Genomic DNA, 16,953 nt, shown 5'->3' with positions numbered 1-16,953 from the left:
CCATGACCCGCTCATTACGTATCTTCTACATCGCCCTGTTCATGGTGACCCTGCTGGTGCTGGGCCTGTGGTCGACGCGCAGCTTCCTCGGCTTCAGCACCAACGCCGATGCGACGGTGCTCAATGGCCGCTGGGCCAAAGCCGTGGAGACGCATTACGACGACGAGTTCCCGATCAAGCGCCTGGGCACCAACCTTTGGGCCGCGCTGGATTTCAAACTGTTCAACGAAGGTCGTCCGGGCGTGGTGCTCGGTCGCGATCAATGGTTGTACAGCGATGAAGAATTCAACCCGATCGTCAACGAAGAATTGAACCTGCAAGGCAACTACGCGCTCGTAGAAGGCGTGCGTCAGGAATTGAAAGCCAAGGGCGTGAAACTGGTGATGGCGATCGTGCCGGCCAAGACTCGCCTGTACCCGGAACACCTGGGCCAAGTGAAACCTTCGAGCATTCACGCCAACCTTTATGAAGACTTCCACGCTCGTGTGGCGGCCAACAAAATCATCGCGCCCGACCTGTTCGGCCCGATGCTGAAAGCCAAGCTGGATGGTCAGCAAGTGTTCTTGCGCACCGATACCCACTGGACTCCGGAAGGCGCGCAAATCGCCGCCGAAACCCTGGCCAAAACCATCGCCGAGAAAACCCCGCTCAGCGGCGAGCCGCAACACTTCGTCACTGAACCTGCGGAGAAAGTCACGCACAAGGGCGACCTGCGGTTGTTCCTGCCGCTGGACCCACTGTTCGAAAACATGATGCCGAAGACGGAACCGTTGCAAAAGCGCAACACCGTGGTCGCGCAAGACCAGCCTGCCAGTGATGACGCGCTGTTCGCCAACACTGAAGTGCCGGTGGCCCTGATCGGCACCAGCTACAGCGCCAACCCCAACTGGAACTTCGTCGGTGCGCTGAAACAAGCGCTGAACAGCGACGTGGTCAATTACGCCGAAGACGGCCACGGCCCGATTCTGCCGATGCTCAGCTACCTGAAGAGCGATGCTTTCAAGAACAGCCCGCCACAGGTGCTGATCTGGGAGTTTCCTGAACGTTATCTGCCTGTGAACAACGAAATCGGCGACGCCGACCCGCAGTGGGTCGCAGAACTCAAAGAAGCCGGCGCCCGCCAACAGAACGTAGCCGCAAACACTAAATCCGAGACGCCCGACCGGGCGCAAAACTGAAAGAGAGAGGTACTACCATGACTTTCACTACTACTCCTCGCCGTCTCGCCAAGACTTTTGCTCTCGTCGCTGGCATGAGCGTGTTGTCGATGTCCGCCTTCGCTGGCGACGGCGCACTCTACGGCCCGACCGCACCGAAAGGCTCGAGCTTTGTGCGTGTCTACAACGCCGGTAACGCTGAAGTCAGCGCCACCGTCGGCAGCACCAACCTGGCCGAAGTCGCGCCGCTGTCCAGCACCGACTTCAGCTTCATGCCAGGCGGCGACTACAGCGCCAAGGTCGGCAGCCAGACCCTGCCGGTGAAACTGGCCGGCGACCACTATTACACCCTGGTCAACAACGCCAGCGGCGCGCCGCAACTGATCGAAGAGCCACCGTTCAAGAACAAGCAGAAATCCCTGGTTCGCGTACAGAACCTCAGCGACAAGGCCCTGACCCTGAAAACCGCTGACGGCAAGACCGAAGTGGTTCCGTCCGTGGCGGCCAAAAGCCGTGGCGAGCGTGAAATCAACCCGGTCAAAGTCAGCCTGGCCCTGTACGACGGAGCCACCAAAGTCGGCGACGTGAAGCCGGTGGCCCTGGAACGCGGTGAAGCCGCCGTGCTGTACGTCACCGGTAAAGGCAGCAGCCTGTCGCCAGTCTGGGTAAAACGCCCGGTTTCGACGCGCTAATCAATTTTTCCCGGTTGACCCATAACCCTGTGGGAGCCGGGCTTGCCCGCGATGGCATCGACTCGGTGCATCTGTTGGACCGAGTCGTCTGCATCGCTGGCAAGCCAGCTCCCACAGAGACCGAGGTGTCAGTCGGGACACGGAATAAGAACAAGAGTGAAACGACAGAACGCAGTAGCTCTGACCCATACGATTTTCAAGGAGTAACAACATGATTCCGGTGATCTTGTCAGGTGGTAGCGGCTCACGTCTTTGGCCGCTTTCCCGTAAGCAGTTTCCTAAACAGTTCCTCGCCCTGACCGGCGAACACACGCTGTTCCAGCAAACCCTGGAACGCCTGGTGTTTGAAGGCATGGACACCCCGATCGTGGTCTGCAACAAGGACCACCGCTTCATCGTCAACGAGCAGTTGGCCAACCGTAAACTGGAAACCCAGCGCATCCTGATGGAACCGTTCGGTCGCAACACTGCGCCGGCCGTGGCCCTGACCGCGATGATGCTGGTCAACGAAGGTCGTGACGAGTTGATGCTGGTGCTGCCGGCCGACCACGTACTGGAAGACCAGAAAGCCCTGCAACGCGCCCTGGCCCTGGCCACCGTCGCTGCCGAAAATGGCGAAATGGTGCTGTTCGGCGTGCCGGCCACCAAACCGGAAACCGGCTACGGCTACATCAAGTCCACCAATGACTCGCTGCTGCCCGAAGGCGTCAGCCGTGTCTCGCACTTCGTCGAAAAACCGGACGTGAAACGCGCTACCGAGTTCGTCCAGTCCGGTGGCTATTTCTGGAACAGCGGCATGTTCCTGTTCCGCGCCAGCCGCTTCCTGGAAGAGCTGAAAAAACACGATCCGGACATCTACGACACCTGCCTGCTGACCCTTGAGCGCAGCGAACAGGATGCCGACACCGTCACCATCGACGAAGCCACTTTCGCTTGCTGCCCGGACAATTCCATCGACTACTCCGTGATGGAAAAAACCCAGCGTGCCTGCGTCGTACCGCTGACCGCCGGCTGGAGCGATGTCGGTTGCTGGGCGTCGCTGTGGGAAGTGAATGAAAAAGACGTCAACGGTAACGTCACCAAAGGCGACGTGGTCATTCAGGACAGCAGAAACTGCATGATCCACGGCAACGGCAAACTGGTGTCGGTGATCGGCCTGGAAAACATCGTGGTCGTCGAAACCAAGGACGCCATGATGATCGCCCACAAGGACTCGGTCCAAGGCGTGAAACAGATGGTCAACACCCTCAACGAGCAGGGCCGCAGCGAAACCCAGAACCACTGCGAAGTCTATCGTCCGTGGGGTTCGTACGACTCGGTGGACATGGGCGGTCGTTTCCAGGTCAAGCACATCTCGGTCAAGCCGGGCGCGTGCCTGTCGCTGCAAATGCACCACCACCGCGCCGAACACTGGATCGTGGTCAGCGGCACCGCCGAAGTGACCTGCGACGACAACGTGTTCCTGCTCTGCGAAAACCAGTCGACCTACATCCCGATCGCTTCGGTCCACCGTCTGCGCAACCCGGGCAAGATTCCACTCGAGATCATCGAAGTGCAATCGGGCAGCTACCTGGGCGAAGACGATATCGAGCGGTTTGAAGATATCTACGGTCGCTCCACCCCGATCGAACGTGGCGTGTCGGTGAAAACCATCGCGCAGTAAGCGTTCAGTAAAACCAGAAGCCCCCGTCCAGTCCGCTGCGTTCCCTATCCGCAGCAGGTTGGGCGGGGGCTTTTTGCTGGTATCAGCCCTGTGACACCTGCCGAACCAGAGCTGAACGGGACCTTCCACTCAACGATTGCCGTCTACCGGCATAAGGCTTGGGCGCGACAAGCCCGATCAAATCCTGGTTTCTATTCAATTGCTGAACCACCTCCCCCGTTTGCGCGGAGAGTTCGGCAATATCCTCAAAGGCTTTCGGGTCCGAACTGCCGGAGCCGGCGAACTCGGTTTTGATTGCCTGCATCCGGAACTCCAACATGTCGATCACCGCCGGCGTATCGTCGTAAACCTCGCTGAGCGATGCGGCGTTCAGTCCCTGTGACGCCTGGTAGAACTCCCGGCCGGTCTTGATCAGGCCCGGCGCTTCTGATCCCAGCTTGCTGGCAACTTTGTCGACAACTTTATCCACCACAGCGGTGGCGACCTTTTTCCCCAGTTTTGCTCGCCCTTCACGGGTCCGGGGGTCTATTGCCGACAGCTCGAATTTTATCGTCCTCAAGTTGGTTTTACTTTTGGGTTCAACGGCCTCGATGAATGATTTAGGGTTCATTTCATTGCCTTTGAAGCTGATCGGGCGATCCAGTTGATAGGTGTCCACCATCCTGGAAATCAGCGCATTGGCCGCTTTAGCCCCGACCGCAGCGCCCGCTTTGCTTCCCAACCCTGCGGTAACGGGACCTGCCAGACCACCAATGGCACCGCCCGCCGCAGCCCCCGCAGTCGTCGCGGCGGTACGGGCAGCACTGCTGGCAAGTTGCGTAACGATACGTCTGCCCAACGCTTTGAAACGATGCTGCGCATAAACGTGATTGAGTAGCGAGTTCTTGAGATCAGCAGCGCCACCTCCTACGGATTTCAACAAGGCATTTTGCTTGTCCTGGCTGTCGTTCAGCTCTGAAGCTTCGGTCAATTCACCACCGTCGCTATCGACGTAAGTCATGGGAGAATTTCCCACCATTTGATACAGGTTGGGCCCGTCAATGAAGCCTTTTGGATCAGGATTGAGCCAACGGAACATCCACGGTACGTAGTAGCGCAGTCCATAGTAATAAAGCCCCGTCGCATCCCGCTCCTTACCCGAATAACGAATGACTTTATAGTCGATGGCGATCACATCCGGACCGGCGTACCACGCGGTTTCGCCGTAGGGATAAAAGACTTCCTGGCTGATGATCTGCGCATCGCCAGCCAGTTCCACGGTGCAGGAGTTCAGGTGATCGACCAGGGTGTAGCGGTACTGATCGTTGACGCCGGATGGCGGAGCGCTTTCCCAATGCAGCACCCGAACACCATTGAGGCCGGCCGGCGCGGTGATGACCTGCAGCACTTCCCCGGTGCCACTGTCGGTACGAAGTTCCAGACCCGGCAAGTAACGCACTTCAGCCGTCACGGCTCGGGCATTGGTCTGCAACGAGCGAATTTTGCGCACCCGCTGGCCCGCGCCTTCATAGAGGTAGAACTCATAGTCATTGCTTCCGGAATCGCGCTCAACCGGAGTGATCGAGTGCAATTGATGACGCAGATCCCACGTCAGAAAGCGGCCCTGATCCAGCTCCAGCAAATTGCCGTTGGCATCAAATGCTTTAGCGATTTCGGCTTCGGTCGGCGGCACGCCGTTGCGCCAGAGCAGGCAGCGATTGCTGTACCGCGCGGCGGTCAGTTCACGGCCCGGTTTTTGTGCGCCGACATGCGTCAGCTTCAGCAGGTTGCCGCCCTCGTCGTAGCAGTAGCTCTGATGGTAATTGCTGACTGCTGCCGGATCCGTACGACCGACTGAGTCCGGCCCCTGGTTGAGGCCCCCCGCCTCCCAGCCAAACGCCTGGATCAACTGATAAAGACTGTCGTAGATAAAAAGACTGATGGGGTCTATGCGTTGATTGTTGAAGTAACGCACCGGCAGCGCCTTGTCTTCGATACTCAGCACATTGCCCATTCGGTCATAGATGTAGAACAGGTGTTGCAGCAAACCGACTCGTTCACTGTACGCCCGTCGCTCCATCAGACGACCATCTTCGGGGCAATACGTGAGCGTTGTTTGTACGTCGTTGCCTGACACTTCTCGTATGGTCTGACCCTCGGCGTTGTATTCGATCTCGCCGACCAGCATTTGCCACGAGGATTGTCCTGCCAGATTCAGGGCGCCGCGGCGCAACCGGCCATCAATCGTGAGGTTGAAGCGCTGGCAATTTTGCCTGGCATCGACCGATTCCAGCACATCCCCCAGCGCCCCGTAACGCCACGTCGAGCGCGCGCCCTCTCCCGGCTCGAGTAGCTTTTGTCGATCCGCTATCGACTCCGGCCAATCAGGTGCAACGGTTTCCTGGGTGAAGTGTTGAACGTGGCTGGTGGATTGGCCGGTGATCGCGAACGCCTCAAACAGCACGGTCCCGCCGGGGCCATCCTGGCGAATCAGCTGTCCGCATTGGTTGCGATCCCGATTGCCGTCATCGGCACGACCATATTCCATACGTTCGGCACACCGTGGAGGCTGCGTGGCGATATGCTCATACACTGCCACGGGACGAAGCTGATCGTCGTAGCGAACCTCGCGCCGGGTACCGCGACTGTCCCAGCTTTGCAGCACTTGAGTGGCCAGGCCGAAAAGACTGATCTGTGTGCCGGCATCAACGCTGACCGCACAGACAGGACTACCGGACAGCGTATGCACGCTCGTGAGATTGGCAGGGGCCGACGGGTCATCCTTTTGCAACGCCCACAGCCGCGGATCCCATTGCTCTACCGCAAAACCCGCGGCATCGTGCAGGGTGCGATTGATGCGCGCCAGAGCGGTGGCATTTTCGTCGTTGCGCCAATAATCAACCGAACGAATCGGCAACCCCCGTGGATCGATGACGGACAATCCGGGGGTTTTATAGTGCAATCCCATCGTCGAAGCCTGCATCCCGGTCCGTCCATGTTTGCCTGCGTTCTATCTAACCCCGCGTGCTCAGGACTGGCTACTGTCAGAAATTACAGTGCCGACCAACGGTGATCGCGGATGATCCGTGAATGTCCATTCCCGCAGCCGTTCGGTAGGATGGTGGTCATGAGTTCAAGGAGCGTTCAAACATGTTCATCGGCGTCCTGCTGGTCATCACCTGGCTGATTTTATTGCTGCGCTACCCGGCCAAGGCGTTGCCCGTCTCTGTGGCGGCCGCCATCGGCTTGGGCCTGGTGGCCACGTGGGTGATCTGGATGGACAACCGCGAGGTCCAGCAACTGGCTCGCCTGGAGTTACGCATCACCTACGCGCCGGAACACTGCCCGGCGGACCGCCCGTTGGCGCTGACCATGAACAACGGCAACAACGTGCCACTGACCGAGTTGCGCTGGCGCGTCGCCGCGTATGCCCCGGGCGATACGGTCAATCTGGCCGACAATCAATACGCCGCCCCGCGCTATCGCGGCCCCGGCGAACTGCAGGCCGGCGCCAATTGGGAAGACTGCTTGCCCCTGCCGCCGCTGCGCCCTGGCTATCGCCCGCAAACTCTGGAGTTTCGCGCCGAGCGTTTGCAGGGTAGTTTCTCCGACTGATCCCCCTACTTCTTTTTGCACAAGGACCGCGCCATGCCCGTAGCGTTAATTACCGGTTGCTCCAGCGGCATTGGCCGCGCCCTCGCCGATGTGTTCAAAGGTGCCGAATACGAAGTCTGGGCCAGCGCCCGCAAGGCTGAAGACGTGGCTGCTCTGGCAGCCGCCGGTTTCACCGCCGTTCAACTGGACGTCAACGACGGCGCGGCACTCGAACAGCTGAGCGAGCGCATCAATCAGCAACATGGCGGCCTGGATGTGCTGATCAATAACGCCGGTTATGGCGCGATGGGGCCGCTGCTGGACGGTGGTGTGCCGGCGATGCAGCGCCAGTTCGAAACCAATGTGTTTGCGATTGTCGGTGTGACACGCGCGCTGTTTCCGGTACTGCGCCGCGCCAAAGGAATAGTGGTGAACATCGGCAGCGTTTCCGGGGTATTGGTCACGCCGTTTGCCGGCGCGTATTGCGCCTCGAAAGCGGCGGTGCATGCGCTGAGCGACGCATTGCGCATGGAGTTGGCGCCGTTTGGCGTGCGCGTGATGGAGGTGCAGCCAGGTGCGATCGAATCGAGCTTCGCCAAAAATGCCGGGCATGAGGCGGAGCAGTTGATCACCGAGCAATCACCGTGGTTTCCGCTGCGTGAAGGCATTCGTGCGCGGGCCAAGGCCTCTCAGGACAAACCGACGCCGGCCAAGGAGTTTGCGATGGGTTTGCTCAAGGCTGTGCAGCAAAGCAAACCACCGCGACTGATTCGCCTGGGCAATGGCAGCCGGGCGTTGCCGTTGTTGGCCGGGTTGTTGCCAAAAGGGCTGTTGGAGGCGGGGTTGATGAAGCGGTTCGGGCTAAAGGGGCAACTCTGAGACCGCGTTATCGTTCTTCGCGGGCGGCGATCCGACTTGTCCGCGAAGACGTCAGACCAGACGCCGCAGAATTTCAGGAATCAAACATGACCGACTACACCGAATACTTCGACGAAGTAATCCAGGCCCACATCGCCATCGAGCAATGGCTGGCCGAGGACCAGGACGAGTCCGCACTTGAATGCCTGCTCACGCGTTTTTCGCCACAGTTTTCCATGATCTCGCCATTGGGCCGGGTGCTGGATTTCGCTGCGTTGAACGAATTGTTCGTGCTGGCGGGCGGAAGGAAGCTCGGTTTCAGGATTGAGCTCAGCGATTTAAGGGGTATCGCGCTGTACGACGGTGGCGCGGTGGTGAGTTATCGCGAGCAGCAGACCGATGCGACGGGGCTGCACTCGGATCGCCGGTCGACGGTGGTGTTTGAGAAGCAGGCCGGTGGCAAGGTGGTTTGGTGGCATTTGCATGAGACGTTTTGTCGCGATTGATCCACTGTATCAACCGACCTGTAACTTCTGACAGTAGACCAATATCGGTAAACAGCTCAACTTAGTACCCCAAGGAAGGGGCCAGCCAGTTCCTCCCGCGTTGCCCGACCGGTGACTTGACCGGCTGTCGCGGTGGGTGTCCTCAACAGCGTTCACTGCATGACTGCCGGTGAGCGGACGGGCGCTCTCGAGGATGAAATTATGAACATGGAACAAAACAAACCCGGTGATCCAGACTCTTCATTTGGCACTGACGGTGTGTTCGGCCTGAGCAAGCTTCCCCCTGAGTTTCACGCCGACCGCCTCATCAAAGGGCTCGCACTTCAGCCGGACGCAAAGATCGTTTTCGCGGCAGGACTCTTTCGCGATGAGGCATATGTCTACGCACTGGCGCGTTTGAACAGTAACGGCACACTCGATAATGATTTTGCCGGTCAAGGTGTCATCTACGGCAACTTTCTAGAGGACAAGCCGGCGACCGGCGGAAAAGTTGCCATTCAGCCAGATGGGAAAATTCTGATGCTGGGCGCGACGCTGTCGGGAACCGACGGTTGGTTTCATCTGGCGATGGTTCGTTTTCTTGAAACCGGCGTAATCGACGAAAGCTTTGGCGAAAAAGGGCATCGAATCATTGAAAACATTGGTGATAAAAAATTTCTTGAAGACTCCGACACCCTTAGGATTCTAGACGACGGTTGCCTACTGATCAGCGCCAACTTTGAATCACCGGATAACTCAGACTTCCTACGCAGTGCAGTGTTCCGTTTCACCCCTGAAGGTGTTCCTGACATAAGTTTCAACGGCACGGGGCGTCTGGATTTTCAGGCAAGCACTTCCAGTCCATATACGCGCATCAATACCTGTCTGGCGCAGGGCAATAAAATTTTGCTGGCAGGCCATGCCTTGATTGACGGACTGGATACAGCCTACATCGCGCGGCTCGAGGCCAACGGCAGTTTGGATAAAACGTTCAACTACGCCTCTCAAACACCCGGTCTGCTCACTTTGCGCATCGACGAGCGGAACACTGCTTTCGACTATATGGCACGCAGGTCAGACGGCACCCTGATCGGCATTGGCCGCGTGGGAGATACCTTTGAAAAAACCAAGCAGGGGCTATTGCTGGCAATCACCCCCAATGGTGATCCGCACCTGATGTTCAACAACGGGAATCCCCTGCTGACGAAACTCAACAACGAAGACGGCACCCACTGGAACTGCGGTTACTCACAACCGGACGGCTGCATCGTCACTGTCTCCGGCAGTTACCCGCTTCACATTGCCCGGTTCCTGCCCAATGGGGTGATTGATATCGCCTTCGGGTGTTCTGGTTTCATCACATTGGACACTTACACAGCTTCTGAGCCGATTCAGTTATGCCCACACACTGATAATCGAGTCCTCTTTTCAAATAACAACGCCGGCTTGGGACAAAGAGGGATTGGTATGATTCGAAGCTATTTCGGATAGTCCCCTTATCGATAGAGGTTACAGCGTAGCCTCTATCGGTTTTACGACCACCGTACACGTAATCCCCGCCGCCAACAGCACCCCCTCCGGCACTTCATCAATGTGTATCCGAACCGGCACTCGCTGCGCCAGGCGCACCCAGTTGAACGTCGGGTTCACGTCCGCAATCAGCTCGCGACTTTCCGGGTTATCACGGTCGTAGATGCCGCGAGAAATGCTTTCCACATGCCCCTTCAGCACTTCGCCGCTCATCAACTGCATGTCGGCTTTATCCCCAACGCGCACGTGCGGCAGCTTGGTTTCTTCGAAGAAGCCATACACCCAGAACGAGTTCATATCGACCACGGCCATTTTCGCTTCGCCGATGCGCGCGTAGTCGCCGCGGTGCACGTTGAGGTTGGTGACGTAGCCGTCCACCGCTGCGCGGACCTCGGTGCGTTTGAGGTTCAGTTCAGCCGCTTCCAGTTGCGCCTGGGCATGCTGGTAATCAGCCATGGCCGAGTCGGCGATGTTGCTGGCGTCGTCGCGGTTTTCTTTGGAGATCACCAGCGCGTCCATGTCAGCGCGGCGATGGGCGTTGACCTTGCGCATCTCCCATGTCGACTTGCGCGAGGCGACCAGCGACTGCGCCTGTTTGACGGCGATGCGGTAGTGCTCGGGGTCGATGCGCATCAGCAGATCACCCTTCTTCACCAACTGGTTGTCGCGCACCGGCACCTCCACCACTTCCCCGGTGACGTCGGCGGCGACGTTGATGATGTCGGCGCGCACCCGGCCGTCGCGGGTCCACGGCGTGTCCATGTAATGCACCCAGAGGGTCCGGCCGATCCATAGCGCGAGGGCCAGCACCAGCAGGGTGGCGAGCAGGCTGAATAGCTTTTTCATCAGATCGTTCTCAACGGTAGACAGTCAGCGCCAGGGCGCCGAACAAACAGGTAAACAGGCTCAGGCGTAGCAGCGCCGGGTGCCAGAAAAAGCGGTAAAGATCGAACCCGGACAGAAACCGGTCCAGCGCCCAGGCCAGCGCCGCAGCGATGAAAAACATCAGCGTCATGGTCGGCATGTACACGCCGTGGAAGGCGATTTCACGAGGCATGTGCAAGTCCTTGGGGCTGGGTGTTCGCATACGTGGCGAGCGGTGATTGCGGGTCGAGCAGAGACGTGCGGATGAAGTGCAGATAACTCTTCACCCGACGCAACGCGGAGGTGTCGAAGTGTGGCGCGAACGGTTCGTCCGTGGCTTGCACGCGGCTAATGGCATGGTCGACCGCGATCAATCCGCGCTCCAGATTGCTTTGGCTCGGTTGCAGAAACAGCCGCACCAGCGAACGGCCCATCACGCGGATCGCCTGGCGCCACGGCTGGGATTCGGCGTAGGCCGGATGCACCGGCAGAATCGCTTGTTCCTTACGCAACTCGATGATCGCGTGGCCGACCTCCAGCACCACGAACATCCAGCGCAGCAAGTCCCGTTGCACCTGCGGCTGGCCCGCCGCAAGGCCATAGGCCTGATGCAGCAAATCCCGGGTACGGCTTTCAAAACTCGAGGCCAGGCCCTTGAGTTTGCCGCTGATCGCGTACACCACTTGCCCGCGCAAATCCTGCTCAAGCCGGCGCCACAACCAGCGGCTGTTCGGCGGCATAATGATCGCTCCGGCCGCCGCGCACACCAGCATGCCGAGCACCATGGCGATGTAGTCGTTGATGAACGCGTAAGGGTTGTAGACCGTGAGGTTGTCCGGCACCGAACCGGTGCTGAAGAAGATCAGCAATCCGAGGCCGACACCGGCGTATTGCGGCCGCGAAGTGAGGAACGAACCGAGCACGATCACCGGCGCGAGCATCACACACAGCAGCGGGAAGCCGTCGATCCACGGGAAGATGAAAAACATCTCGACGAAGCCGATCAGTGCGCCGAGGAACGTCCCGCAAGCCATCTGGAACGCCATACGTTTAGGGTTCGGTGTCGCGGCGGAAAGGCCCACAGTCGCAGCGGCAATCAACGTCATCGTCGCCCCGCTCGGCCATGCGGTCGCCACCCAATAACTGCCCAGCACCACCAGAATGAACGCTGCACGAATACCCGAAGCAGCCGAGGCCATCCAGTTGGTTTGCGGGGTGAACGGCTCGTCCCATTGTTCCCGTGCATGGCTGTGATCAGCGAGCGACGCGTGGGTCTGTGCATAACTGTGCAGCTCATCGACGAAGCGATAGAGCAGTTCGTACGCGGTGTGAAAATCGAGCTGCTCGGCGTCGCTCGGATCGCTCTCCTGAAAGGTCGCCCGCAGGCTGCGCACCCGCGCCGGCAGGTTTTCCTTATAGGTGGTCAACGCACTGGTCAGGCGTGCGGCGTCGGGGCTGGTCAAGGCGCGGCCGCTGAAGCCATCGAGCAATTCCGCCAGGTCCTGCAACCCCGGTTTGATCGCCGCCACCACGTGGTCGGCGCCGCTGCTGCGCAAGCGTTCGAGCAACTGGTGCAAGGCGTTGAACCGCGTGGTGATGCCCATGAACTCGCTGTTCAAGCGACTGAGCCGACCGTTGCGCCGACGCATGTGCGGGTCTTCAAATACGGTGACACTGCGCAGCCCTTCCAGCCCGACGGCCTCGGCGATAAAGCGCACGTTGCTGGCTTCGAAAGCCTCCCGCTTGCTGCGACCGCGCAGGCCATCGGTGACGAACAACGCAAACACACCGAAGCGCTGATACAAGGCATTGCGCATCGCCGCGCTGGCGGTTTGCGGCAAGATCGCGGCGCTGACGACGGTGGCGCAGAGAATCCCCAGGGAGATTTCCAGCACCCGCCAGACCGCCGCCATGAACGCGCCGTCCGGGTGGGCCAATGCAGGCAGACCGACCATCGCGGCGGTGTACCCGGCGAGCACAAAACCGTAGGCGCGAAAGTTGCGATACCGCGCTGCGCCGGCCGAGCAGATGCCGACCCAAATCGCCAGTGAGCCGAGGAACAGTTCGGTGTTCTGGGCGAACAAGGCAATCAGCGCCACCATCACCGCCGACCCGGTCAAGGTGCCCAGAAAGCGGTAAAAACTCTTGGCGAACACCTGACCGCTTTGCGGTTGCATGACGATGAACACGGTGATCATCGCCGTGCGCGGTTGCGGCAACTCCAGACGCATCGCCAGCCACAACGTCAGGAACGCGGCAAACAGCACTTTAAAAATGTAGACCCAGGTCACGCCATCGCTGCGTGCCCAGTCGAAGAAACCCCGGCGCCATTCGAGGGAATACAGCCAGCGCAGAGGTGCGGGCAAGGGAGTCATGGAATCCTGCTTAATTCAGTGTGACCGGGGGCCTGTAGGAGTGAGCCTGCTCGCGATTGCGACGTCACATTCAACATCGATGTCGACTGACACTCCCTCATCGCGAGCAGGCTCACTCCTACAAGGTTTGTGTTCAACGCAAAAGGGCCGGGGTTTTCGGTACGGCGGTCTGGTTGTCCGTTGGCACATCGCTCCCCGCACCAAGCCCACCACCCAGCGCTGTCACCAATTCAGCATGAGCACTTAACCGCGCCGCCTGAACCTGCTGCTGGACTTGCTGCTGCTTGAACAACAAGGTCTGGGCGTTGAGCACGTTGAGGTAATCGGTGAGGCCGCGCTGGTAGGCGATCATCGCGATGTCGTAAGTCTTCTGCGCAGTGGCCACGGACTCGGCAGCGAAGGTTTGCTGCTTGTCCATGGACTCGCGGCGGATCAACTGGTCGGAGATGTTTTTCAGGGCGTTGACCAGCGTCTGGTTGTACCTGGCCACGGCGATGTCATACCCGGCCGAGGCTTCGCCCAGTTCCGAACGCAAGCGGCCGCCATCGAAGATCGGCAACGAGATGGCCGGACCGACGCTGTAGTTGAGTTTCTTGCCGGTCAAAAACTCCAGCGCCCCGCCGCCGGTGGCCATATAGCCGAGGCTGCCGACCAGGTCAACATTGGGGTAGAACCCCGCGTGGGCCACATCGATGCCCCGCGCCTGAGCCGCAACTTGCCAGCGACTGGCGACCACGTCCGGGCGTTGACCGAGCAATTGCGCGGGCAGCGCCGACGGCAGTTTCAGCGGCGCGGCCAACGACAGCGTGGGTCGCTGCAACTGCGCGCCCTCCCCTGGGCCTTTCCCCGCGAGGGCTGCCAGTTGGTTGCGGCTCAGGGCGATTTCTTCGTCCAGCACGTCGATCTGACGATGGGTTTCCGGCAGCGGCGTTTGCGCTTGGCTGACCTCGAAATGGGTGCCGATGCCGCCGTTCAGACGTTTTTGCGCGAGATCGAGAATTTGCTGCTGCTGTTGCAGGGTCGCGGCGACGATGTCCCGCTGCGCGTAATGCAACGACAGTTCGATGTAGGCGCGCACGATGTTGTTCTGCAATTCGAGCTGGGCAAGACGTGCTTCGGCGGCGCTCATGTGCGCCATGTCCACAGCACGTTCGGTGGCGTTGCTTTCGCGGCCCCAGAGGTCGAGGGCGTAGCTGAAACCCAGCGCGGCGTTGTTGTCCCAGGTCGTCGAATTGGCCAGCTCGCCCGGACCGTAGAACTGATCGGTGGGCCAGTTGTGGCGCTTGAGGGTGGATTCGCCATTGATCTGCAACGACTCGGCAGACTCGGCGATGCCGGCCATGGACTTGGCCTGTCGCACCCGTGCGGCGGCCATGGCCATGGTCGGGCTGCCTTGCATGGCGAGGTCGATCCAGCGGTTCAGTTGCGGGTCGCCATAGGCCTGCCACCATTGGGCGGTGGGCCAGTGAGCGTCCTGCGCGGCGCTCTGAATAGCTTCGTCGGTGGCCAGTGAATTGGCCTCCAGTGCCTTGCCCTGCGGGGCAATACCTCCGGTTCCGATACAGCCGCTGATGGTCAGGGATATAGCTAAAACACTGAGCGTCTGAAGCGCTCTGCTGATGCGACGCGGCACTGCTGCAATTTCCTGAGAGGGTGAGGTAAGAACGAGCACCGCATTACTTGTAGGAGTGAGCCTGCTCGCGATAGCGGTGTGTCAGTCGACATCCATCTTGAATGTTCGACCGCTATCGCGAGCAGGCTCACTCCTACAGGGGTTTTGTGCCATGCCTGACTGGCGGTTCCTGCGGTGGCGCAATTCTAGGGGTCGCCCCGAATGGCGATAAGCTGGGAATCCTGTGAATCTTTGTTACCGTTAGCGCGATAATCCCTTGGTCCATCCTTAGTCGCCTGTAAAAAAACAGAAACTTCGTGTCACAATTTGCCATTCGCCAAGAGAGCACCCCATGGACACTTTGCAAAACATGCGCGCCTTCAGTTACGTGGCCGAGGCCGGCAGCTTCACCGCCGCCGCCGTGCAACTGGACACCACCACGGCCAACGTGTCGCGCGCGGTCTCCAACCTGGAAGCCCACCTGCAAACCCGCCTGCTCAACCGCACCACCCGTCGCATCGCCCTGACCGAAGCCGGCAAGCGCTATCTATTGCGCTGCGAGCAGATCCTGGCCTATGTCGAAGAAGCCGAAGCCGAGGCCAGCGACGCCCACGCACGCCCGGCCGGACAGCTCAAAGTGCACACCATGACCGGCATCGGTCAGCACTTCGTGATCGACGCCATCGCCCGCTATCGCAAAACCCACCCCGACGTCACCTTCGACCTGACCATGGCCAACCGCGTGCCGGACCTGCTCGACGAGGGCTACGACGTGTCCATCGTGCTGGCCAGCGAACTGCCGGACTCGGGTTTCGTCTCCCAGCGCCTGGGCATCACCTACAGCATCGTCTGCGCCTCACCGGCCTATGTGAAAGCCAACGGTTGCGCACACAAGCCCGCCGACTTGCTGAACCACGCGTGCTTGCGCCTGGTGAGCCCGGTGATCCCGCTGGAGAAATGGACCTTCGACGGGCCGGAAGGCCAGGAAATGGTCACGATCAACAGCTCACCGTTTTTGGTGAACTCGGCCGATGCGATGAAAACCGCGATCATCAGCGGCATGGGCGTCGGCGTGTTGCCGGTGTACGCGGCGATCGAAGGACTGCGCAACGGAACACTGGTGCGGGTGATGCCGAACTACCGCTCGCAGGAACTGAATCTGTATGCGATCTACCCGTCGCGGCAGTATCTGGATGCGAAGATCAAAACGTGGGTCGAGTACTTGCGTGGGTCGTTGCCGGAGATATTGGCGGCGCATCAGGCGGAATTGGTGGCGTATGAATTGAGTGGGAGTTTGGGTGGGGTTCGGGTGGCGAACTGATTTCACGGTCCTACAGACGCGGTGATTTTGGGGAATGTTTCCGACGGGTTCTGTCGGTTGTTGGGTCGGACGGGAAATGGGTAGGCTTTGTGGGTCGCTGCAAAATCAGCGATCAGGTCTGGAAAACCTGGCGAACACTTACCACATCCCATGGCATACTGCGGCGCTTTTTTCTGCACGCAAATCCTTGTTATGGCGGCTGTGCGCGGGAGACCTTCGGGTCTGCCGGTATTTGGTGGGTGTTCCGGTTTTTCCAGTCCGCGCACAGCTGCCACCCTTTCGTCTGGAAAACGAAAGATGGCAGTTCCACTTCATCTGCCAATGAGTAACTTCCGCATGATCAAAGAAACACCGAACCCTCCGGAAACCGACGACGTTTCCCCCTACGAATCCCTCGATTCCAAAAAACTCAACGACGCCGCCGAACGCGCCTTGGATCACTACCTCAATCCCGCATCCCTCAAATCCCCTGCCATCCGCAAACCCAGCACGATGTTTTTGATTGCCCCGGATATCAAAGACGAAGACCTGTTGGCCCATACCTGCGAGTCATTGGCCCAGGCCAGTGTAATGGCGAGTGATTTCGCGGACTACCTGGAAGGCCCGCACCGACACAAGGCAATGGCCATTCAACAGATCGTCATGCTGGCCGAACTGGCAGCGAACCGGATGCTGGATAACGTCGCCGTACCAAAACCTGCGCCACACAGCTGATCCCCTGTAGGAGCGAGCCTGCTCGCGATTGCGGTCTGACATCCGTCATTGATGTCGTCTGACACTCCGCCATCGCGAGCAGGCTCACTCCCACAGTGAATTGATGTAC

The 16,953-nt window shown here is 59.5% G+C and carries 14 protein-coding genes; 9 read left to right on the top strand and 5 right to left on the bottom strand.

From position 1 onward, the window contains the following. Window positions 1–2 precede the first annotated feature (2 nt). The 3 genes from ACYZTY_RS03450 (at window position 3) to ACYZTY_RS03440 (ending at window position 3,512) form a co-directional block, all read left to right on the top strand. Window positions 3–1,178: an alginate O-acetyltransferase gene (locus tag ACYZTY_RS03450; protein ID WP_461957312.1), complete on the top strand. Its 1,176-nt coding sequence runs from the start codon at window positions 3–5 to the stop codon at window positions 1,176–1,178. A gap of 17 nt (window positions 1,179–1,195) precedes the next feature. Then, the gene (locus tag ACYZTY_RS03445; RefSeq protein ID WP_461957311.1) at window positions 1,196–1,849 is read left to right on the top strand and encodes an alginate O-acetyltransferase AlgF; all 654 of its coding nucleotides are present in this window, start codon (window positions 1,196–1,198) and stop codon (window positions 1,847–1,849) included. A 211-nt stretch (window positions 1,850–2,060) separates the two neighbouring features. Next, window positions 2,061–3,512: a mannose-1-phosphate guanylyltransferase/mannose-6-phosphate isomerase gene (locus ACYZTY_RS03440; RefSeq protein WP_461957310.1), complete on the top strand. Its 1,452-nt coding sequence runs from the start codon at window positions 2,061–2,063 to the stop codon at window positions 3,510–3,512. 82 nt (window positions 3,513–3,594) lie between these two features. Here the strand turns inward: ACYZTY_RS03440 and ACYZTY_RS03435 are convergent, their stop codons facing one another. Beyond that, on the bottom strand, window positions 3,595–6,459 hold the full coding sequence (locus tag ACYZTY_RS03435) for an RHS repeat domain-containing protein (protein WP_461957309.1): 2,865 nt from the start codon (window positions 6,457–6,459) through the stop codon (window positions 3,595–3,597). Window positions 6,460–6,641: 182 nt separating this feature from the next. On the opposite strand from ACYZTY_RS03435, the gene ACYZTY_RS03430 reads away from it, so the two are divergent. The 4 genes from ACYZTY_RS03430 to ACYZTY_RS03415 all read left to right on the top strand — a co-directional run bounded on the left by ACYZTY_RS03430 (window position 6,642) and on the right by ACYZTY_RS03415 (window position 9,919). After that, window positions 6,642–7,106, top strand: coding sequence for a multidrug transporter (locus tag ACYZTY_RS03430; RefSeq protein WP_461957308.1), 465 nt, complete (start codon window positions 6,642–6,644; stop codon window positions 7,104–7,106). A gap of 33 nt (window positions 7,107–7,139) precedes the next feature. Continuing rightward, window positions 7,140–7,964 carry an SDR family oxidoreductase gene (locus ACYZTY_RS03425; RefSeq protein WP_461957307.1) on the top strand — a complete coding sequence of 275 codons (825 nt, stop codon included), beginning with the start codon at window positions 7,140–7,142 and terminating at the stop codon, window positions 7,962–7,964. Between the two features lie 86 nt (window positions 7,965–8,050). Further along, window positions 8,051–8,449, top strand: a complete 399-nt coding sequence (locus ACYZTY_RS03420) for a DUF4440 domain-containing protein (RefSeq protein WP_461957306.1) — start codon at window positions 8,051–8,053, stop codon at window positions 8,447–8,449. A gap of 201 nt (window positions 8,450–8,650) precedes the next feature. Continuing rightward, window positions 8,651–9,919, top strand: coding sequence for a hypothetical protein (locus ACYZTY_RS03415; protein ID WP_461957305.1), 1,269 nt, complete (start codon window positions 8,651–8,653; stop codon window positions 9,917–9,919). 18 nt (window positions 9,920–9,937) lie between these two features. On the opposite strand, the gene ACYZTY_RS03410 is transcribed toward ACYZTY_RS03415, so the two are convergent. The 4 genes from ACYZTY_RS03410 to ACYZTY_RS03395 all read right to left on the bottom strand — a co-directional run bounded on the left by ACYZTY_RS03410 (window position 9,938) and on the right by ACYZTY_RS03395 (window position 14,830). Further along, window positions 9,938–10,804, bottom strand: a complete 867-nt coding sequence (locus tag ACYZTY_RS03410; protein WP_461957304.1) for an efflux RND transporter periplasmic adaptor subunit — start codon at window positions 10,802–10,804, stop codon at window positions 9,938–9,940. Window positions 10,805–10,814: 10 nt separating this feature from the next. Continuing rightward, window positions 10,815–11,015, bottom strand: a complete 201-nt coding sequence (locus ACYZTY_RS03405; RefSeq protein WP_007896379.1) for a DUF1656 domain-containing protein — start codon at window positions 11,013–11,015, stop codon at window positions 10,815–10,817. Continuing rightward, window positions 11,005–13,197: an FUSC family protein gene (locus tag ACYZTY_RS03400; protein ID WP_461957303.1), complete on the bottom strand. Its 2,193-nt coding sequence runs from the start codon at window positions 13,195–13,197 to the stop codon at window positions 11,005–11,007. Before ACYZTY_RS03400 ends, ACYZTY_RS03405 begins: the two co-directional genes overlap by 11 nt. Before the next feature lie 133 nt (window positions 13,198–13,330). Continuing rightward, window positions 13,331–14,830, bottom strand: a complete 1,500-nt coding sequence (locus ACYZTY_RS03395) for an efflux transporter outer membrane subunit (protein ID WP_461957302.1) — start codon at window positions 14,828–14,830, stop codon at window positions 13,331–13,333. A 331-nt stretch (window positions 14,831–15,161) separates the two neighbouring features. Between ACYZTY_RS03395 and ACYZTY_RS03390 the strand changes: the two genes are divergently transcribed. Then, the gene (locus tag ACYZTY_RS03390) at window positions 15,162–16,130 is read left to right on the top strand and encodes a LysR family transcriptional regulator (RefSeq protein WP_461957301.1); all 969 of its coding nucleotides are present in this window, start codon (window positions 15,162–15,164) and stop codon (window positions 16,128–16,130) included. Between the two features lie 336 nt (window positions 16,131–16,466). Next, entirely contained in the window at window positions 16,467–16,844 is a 378-nt protein-coding gene (locus tag ACYZTY_RS03385; protein ID WP_461959245.1) for a DUF6124 family protein, read from the top strand. The last annotated feature ends 109 nt before the right edge of the window (window positions 16,845–16,953 follow it).

Source organism: Pseudomonas sp. LB1P83 (assembly GCF_054897885.1).
Note: the sequence above shows the minus strand (reverse complement) of the source record. Positions and strands in the feature narration are given on the sequence as shown.

What these genes read in the sequence shown, in the direction of transcription:
- ACYZTY_RS03450 (WP_461957312.1), top strand. Translation starts at nt 3, where the DNA reads ATGACCCGCTCATTACGTATCTTCTACATCGCCCTGTTCATGGTGACC.
- ACYZTY_RS03445 (WP_461957311.1), top strand. Translation starts at nt 1,196, where the DNA reads ATGACTTTCACTACTACTCCTCGCCGTCTCGCCAAGACTTTTGCTCTC.
- ACYZTY_RS03440 (WP_461957310.1), top strand. Translation starts at nt 2,061, where the DNA reads ATGATTCCGGTGATCTTGTCAGGTGGTAGCGGCTCACGTCTTTGGCCG.
- ACYZTY_RS03435 (WP_461957309.1), bottom strand. Translation starts at nt 6,459, where the DNA reads ATGGGATTGCACTATAAAACCCCCGGATTGTCCGTCATCGATCCACGG.
- ACYZTY_RS03430 (WP_461957308.1), top strand. Translation starts at nt 6,642, where the DNA reads ATGTTCATCGGCGTCCTGCTGGTCATCACCTGGCTGATTTTATTGCTG.
- ACYZTY_RS03425 (WP_461957307.1), top strand. Translation starts at nt 7,140, where the DNA reads ATGCCCGTAGCGTTAATTACCGGTTGCTCCAGCGGCATTGGCCGCGCC.
- ACYZTY_RS03420 (WP_461957306.1), top strand. Translation starts at nt 8,051, where the DNA reads ATGACCGACTACACCGAATACTTCGACGAAGTAATCCAGGCCCACATC.
- ACYZTY_RS03415 (WP_461957305.1), top strand. Translation starts at nt 8,651, where the DNA reads ATGAACATGGAACAAAACAAACCCGGTGATCCAGACTCTTCATTTGGC.
- ACYZTY_RS03410 (WP_461957304.1), bottom strand. Translation starts at nt 10,804, where the DNA reads ATGAAAAAGCTATTCAGCCTGCTCGCCACCCTGCTGGTGCTGGCCCTC.
- ACYZTY_RS03405 (WP_007896379.1), bottom strand. Translation starts at nt 11,015, where the DNA reads ATGCCTCGTGAAATCGCCTTCCACGGCGTGTACATGCCGACCATGACG.
- ACYZTY_RS03400 (WP_461957303.1), bottom strand. Translation starts at nt 13,197, where the DNA reads ATGACTCCCTTGCCCGCACCTCTGCGCTGGCTGTATTCCCTCGAATGG.
- ACYZTY_RS03390 (WP_461957301.1), top strand. Translation starts at nt 15,162, where the DNA reads ATGGACACTTTGCAAAACATGCGCGCCTTCAGTTACGTGGCCGAGGCC.
- ACYZTY_RS03385 (WP_461959245.1), top strand. Translation starts at nt 16,467, where the DNA reads ATGATCAAAGAAACACCGAACCCTCCGGAAACCGACGACGTTTCCCCC.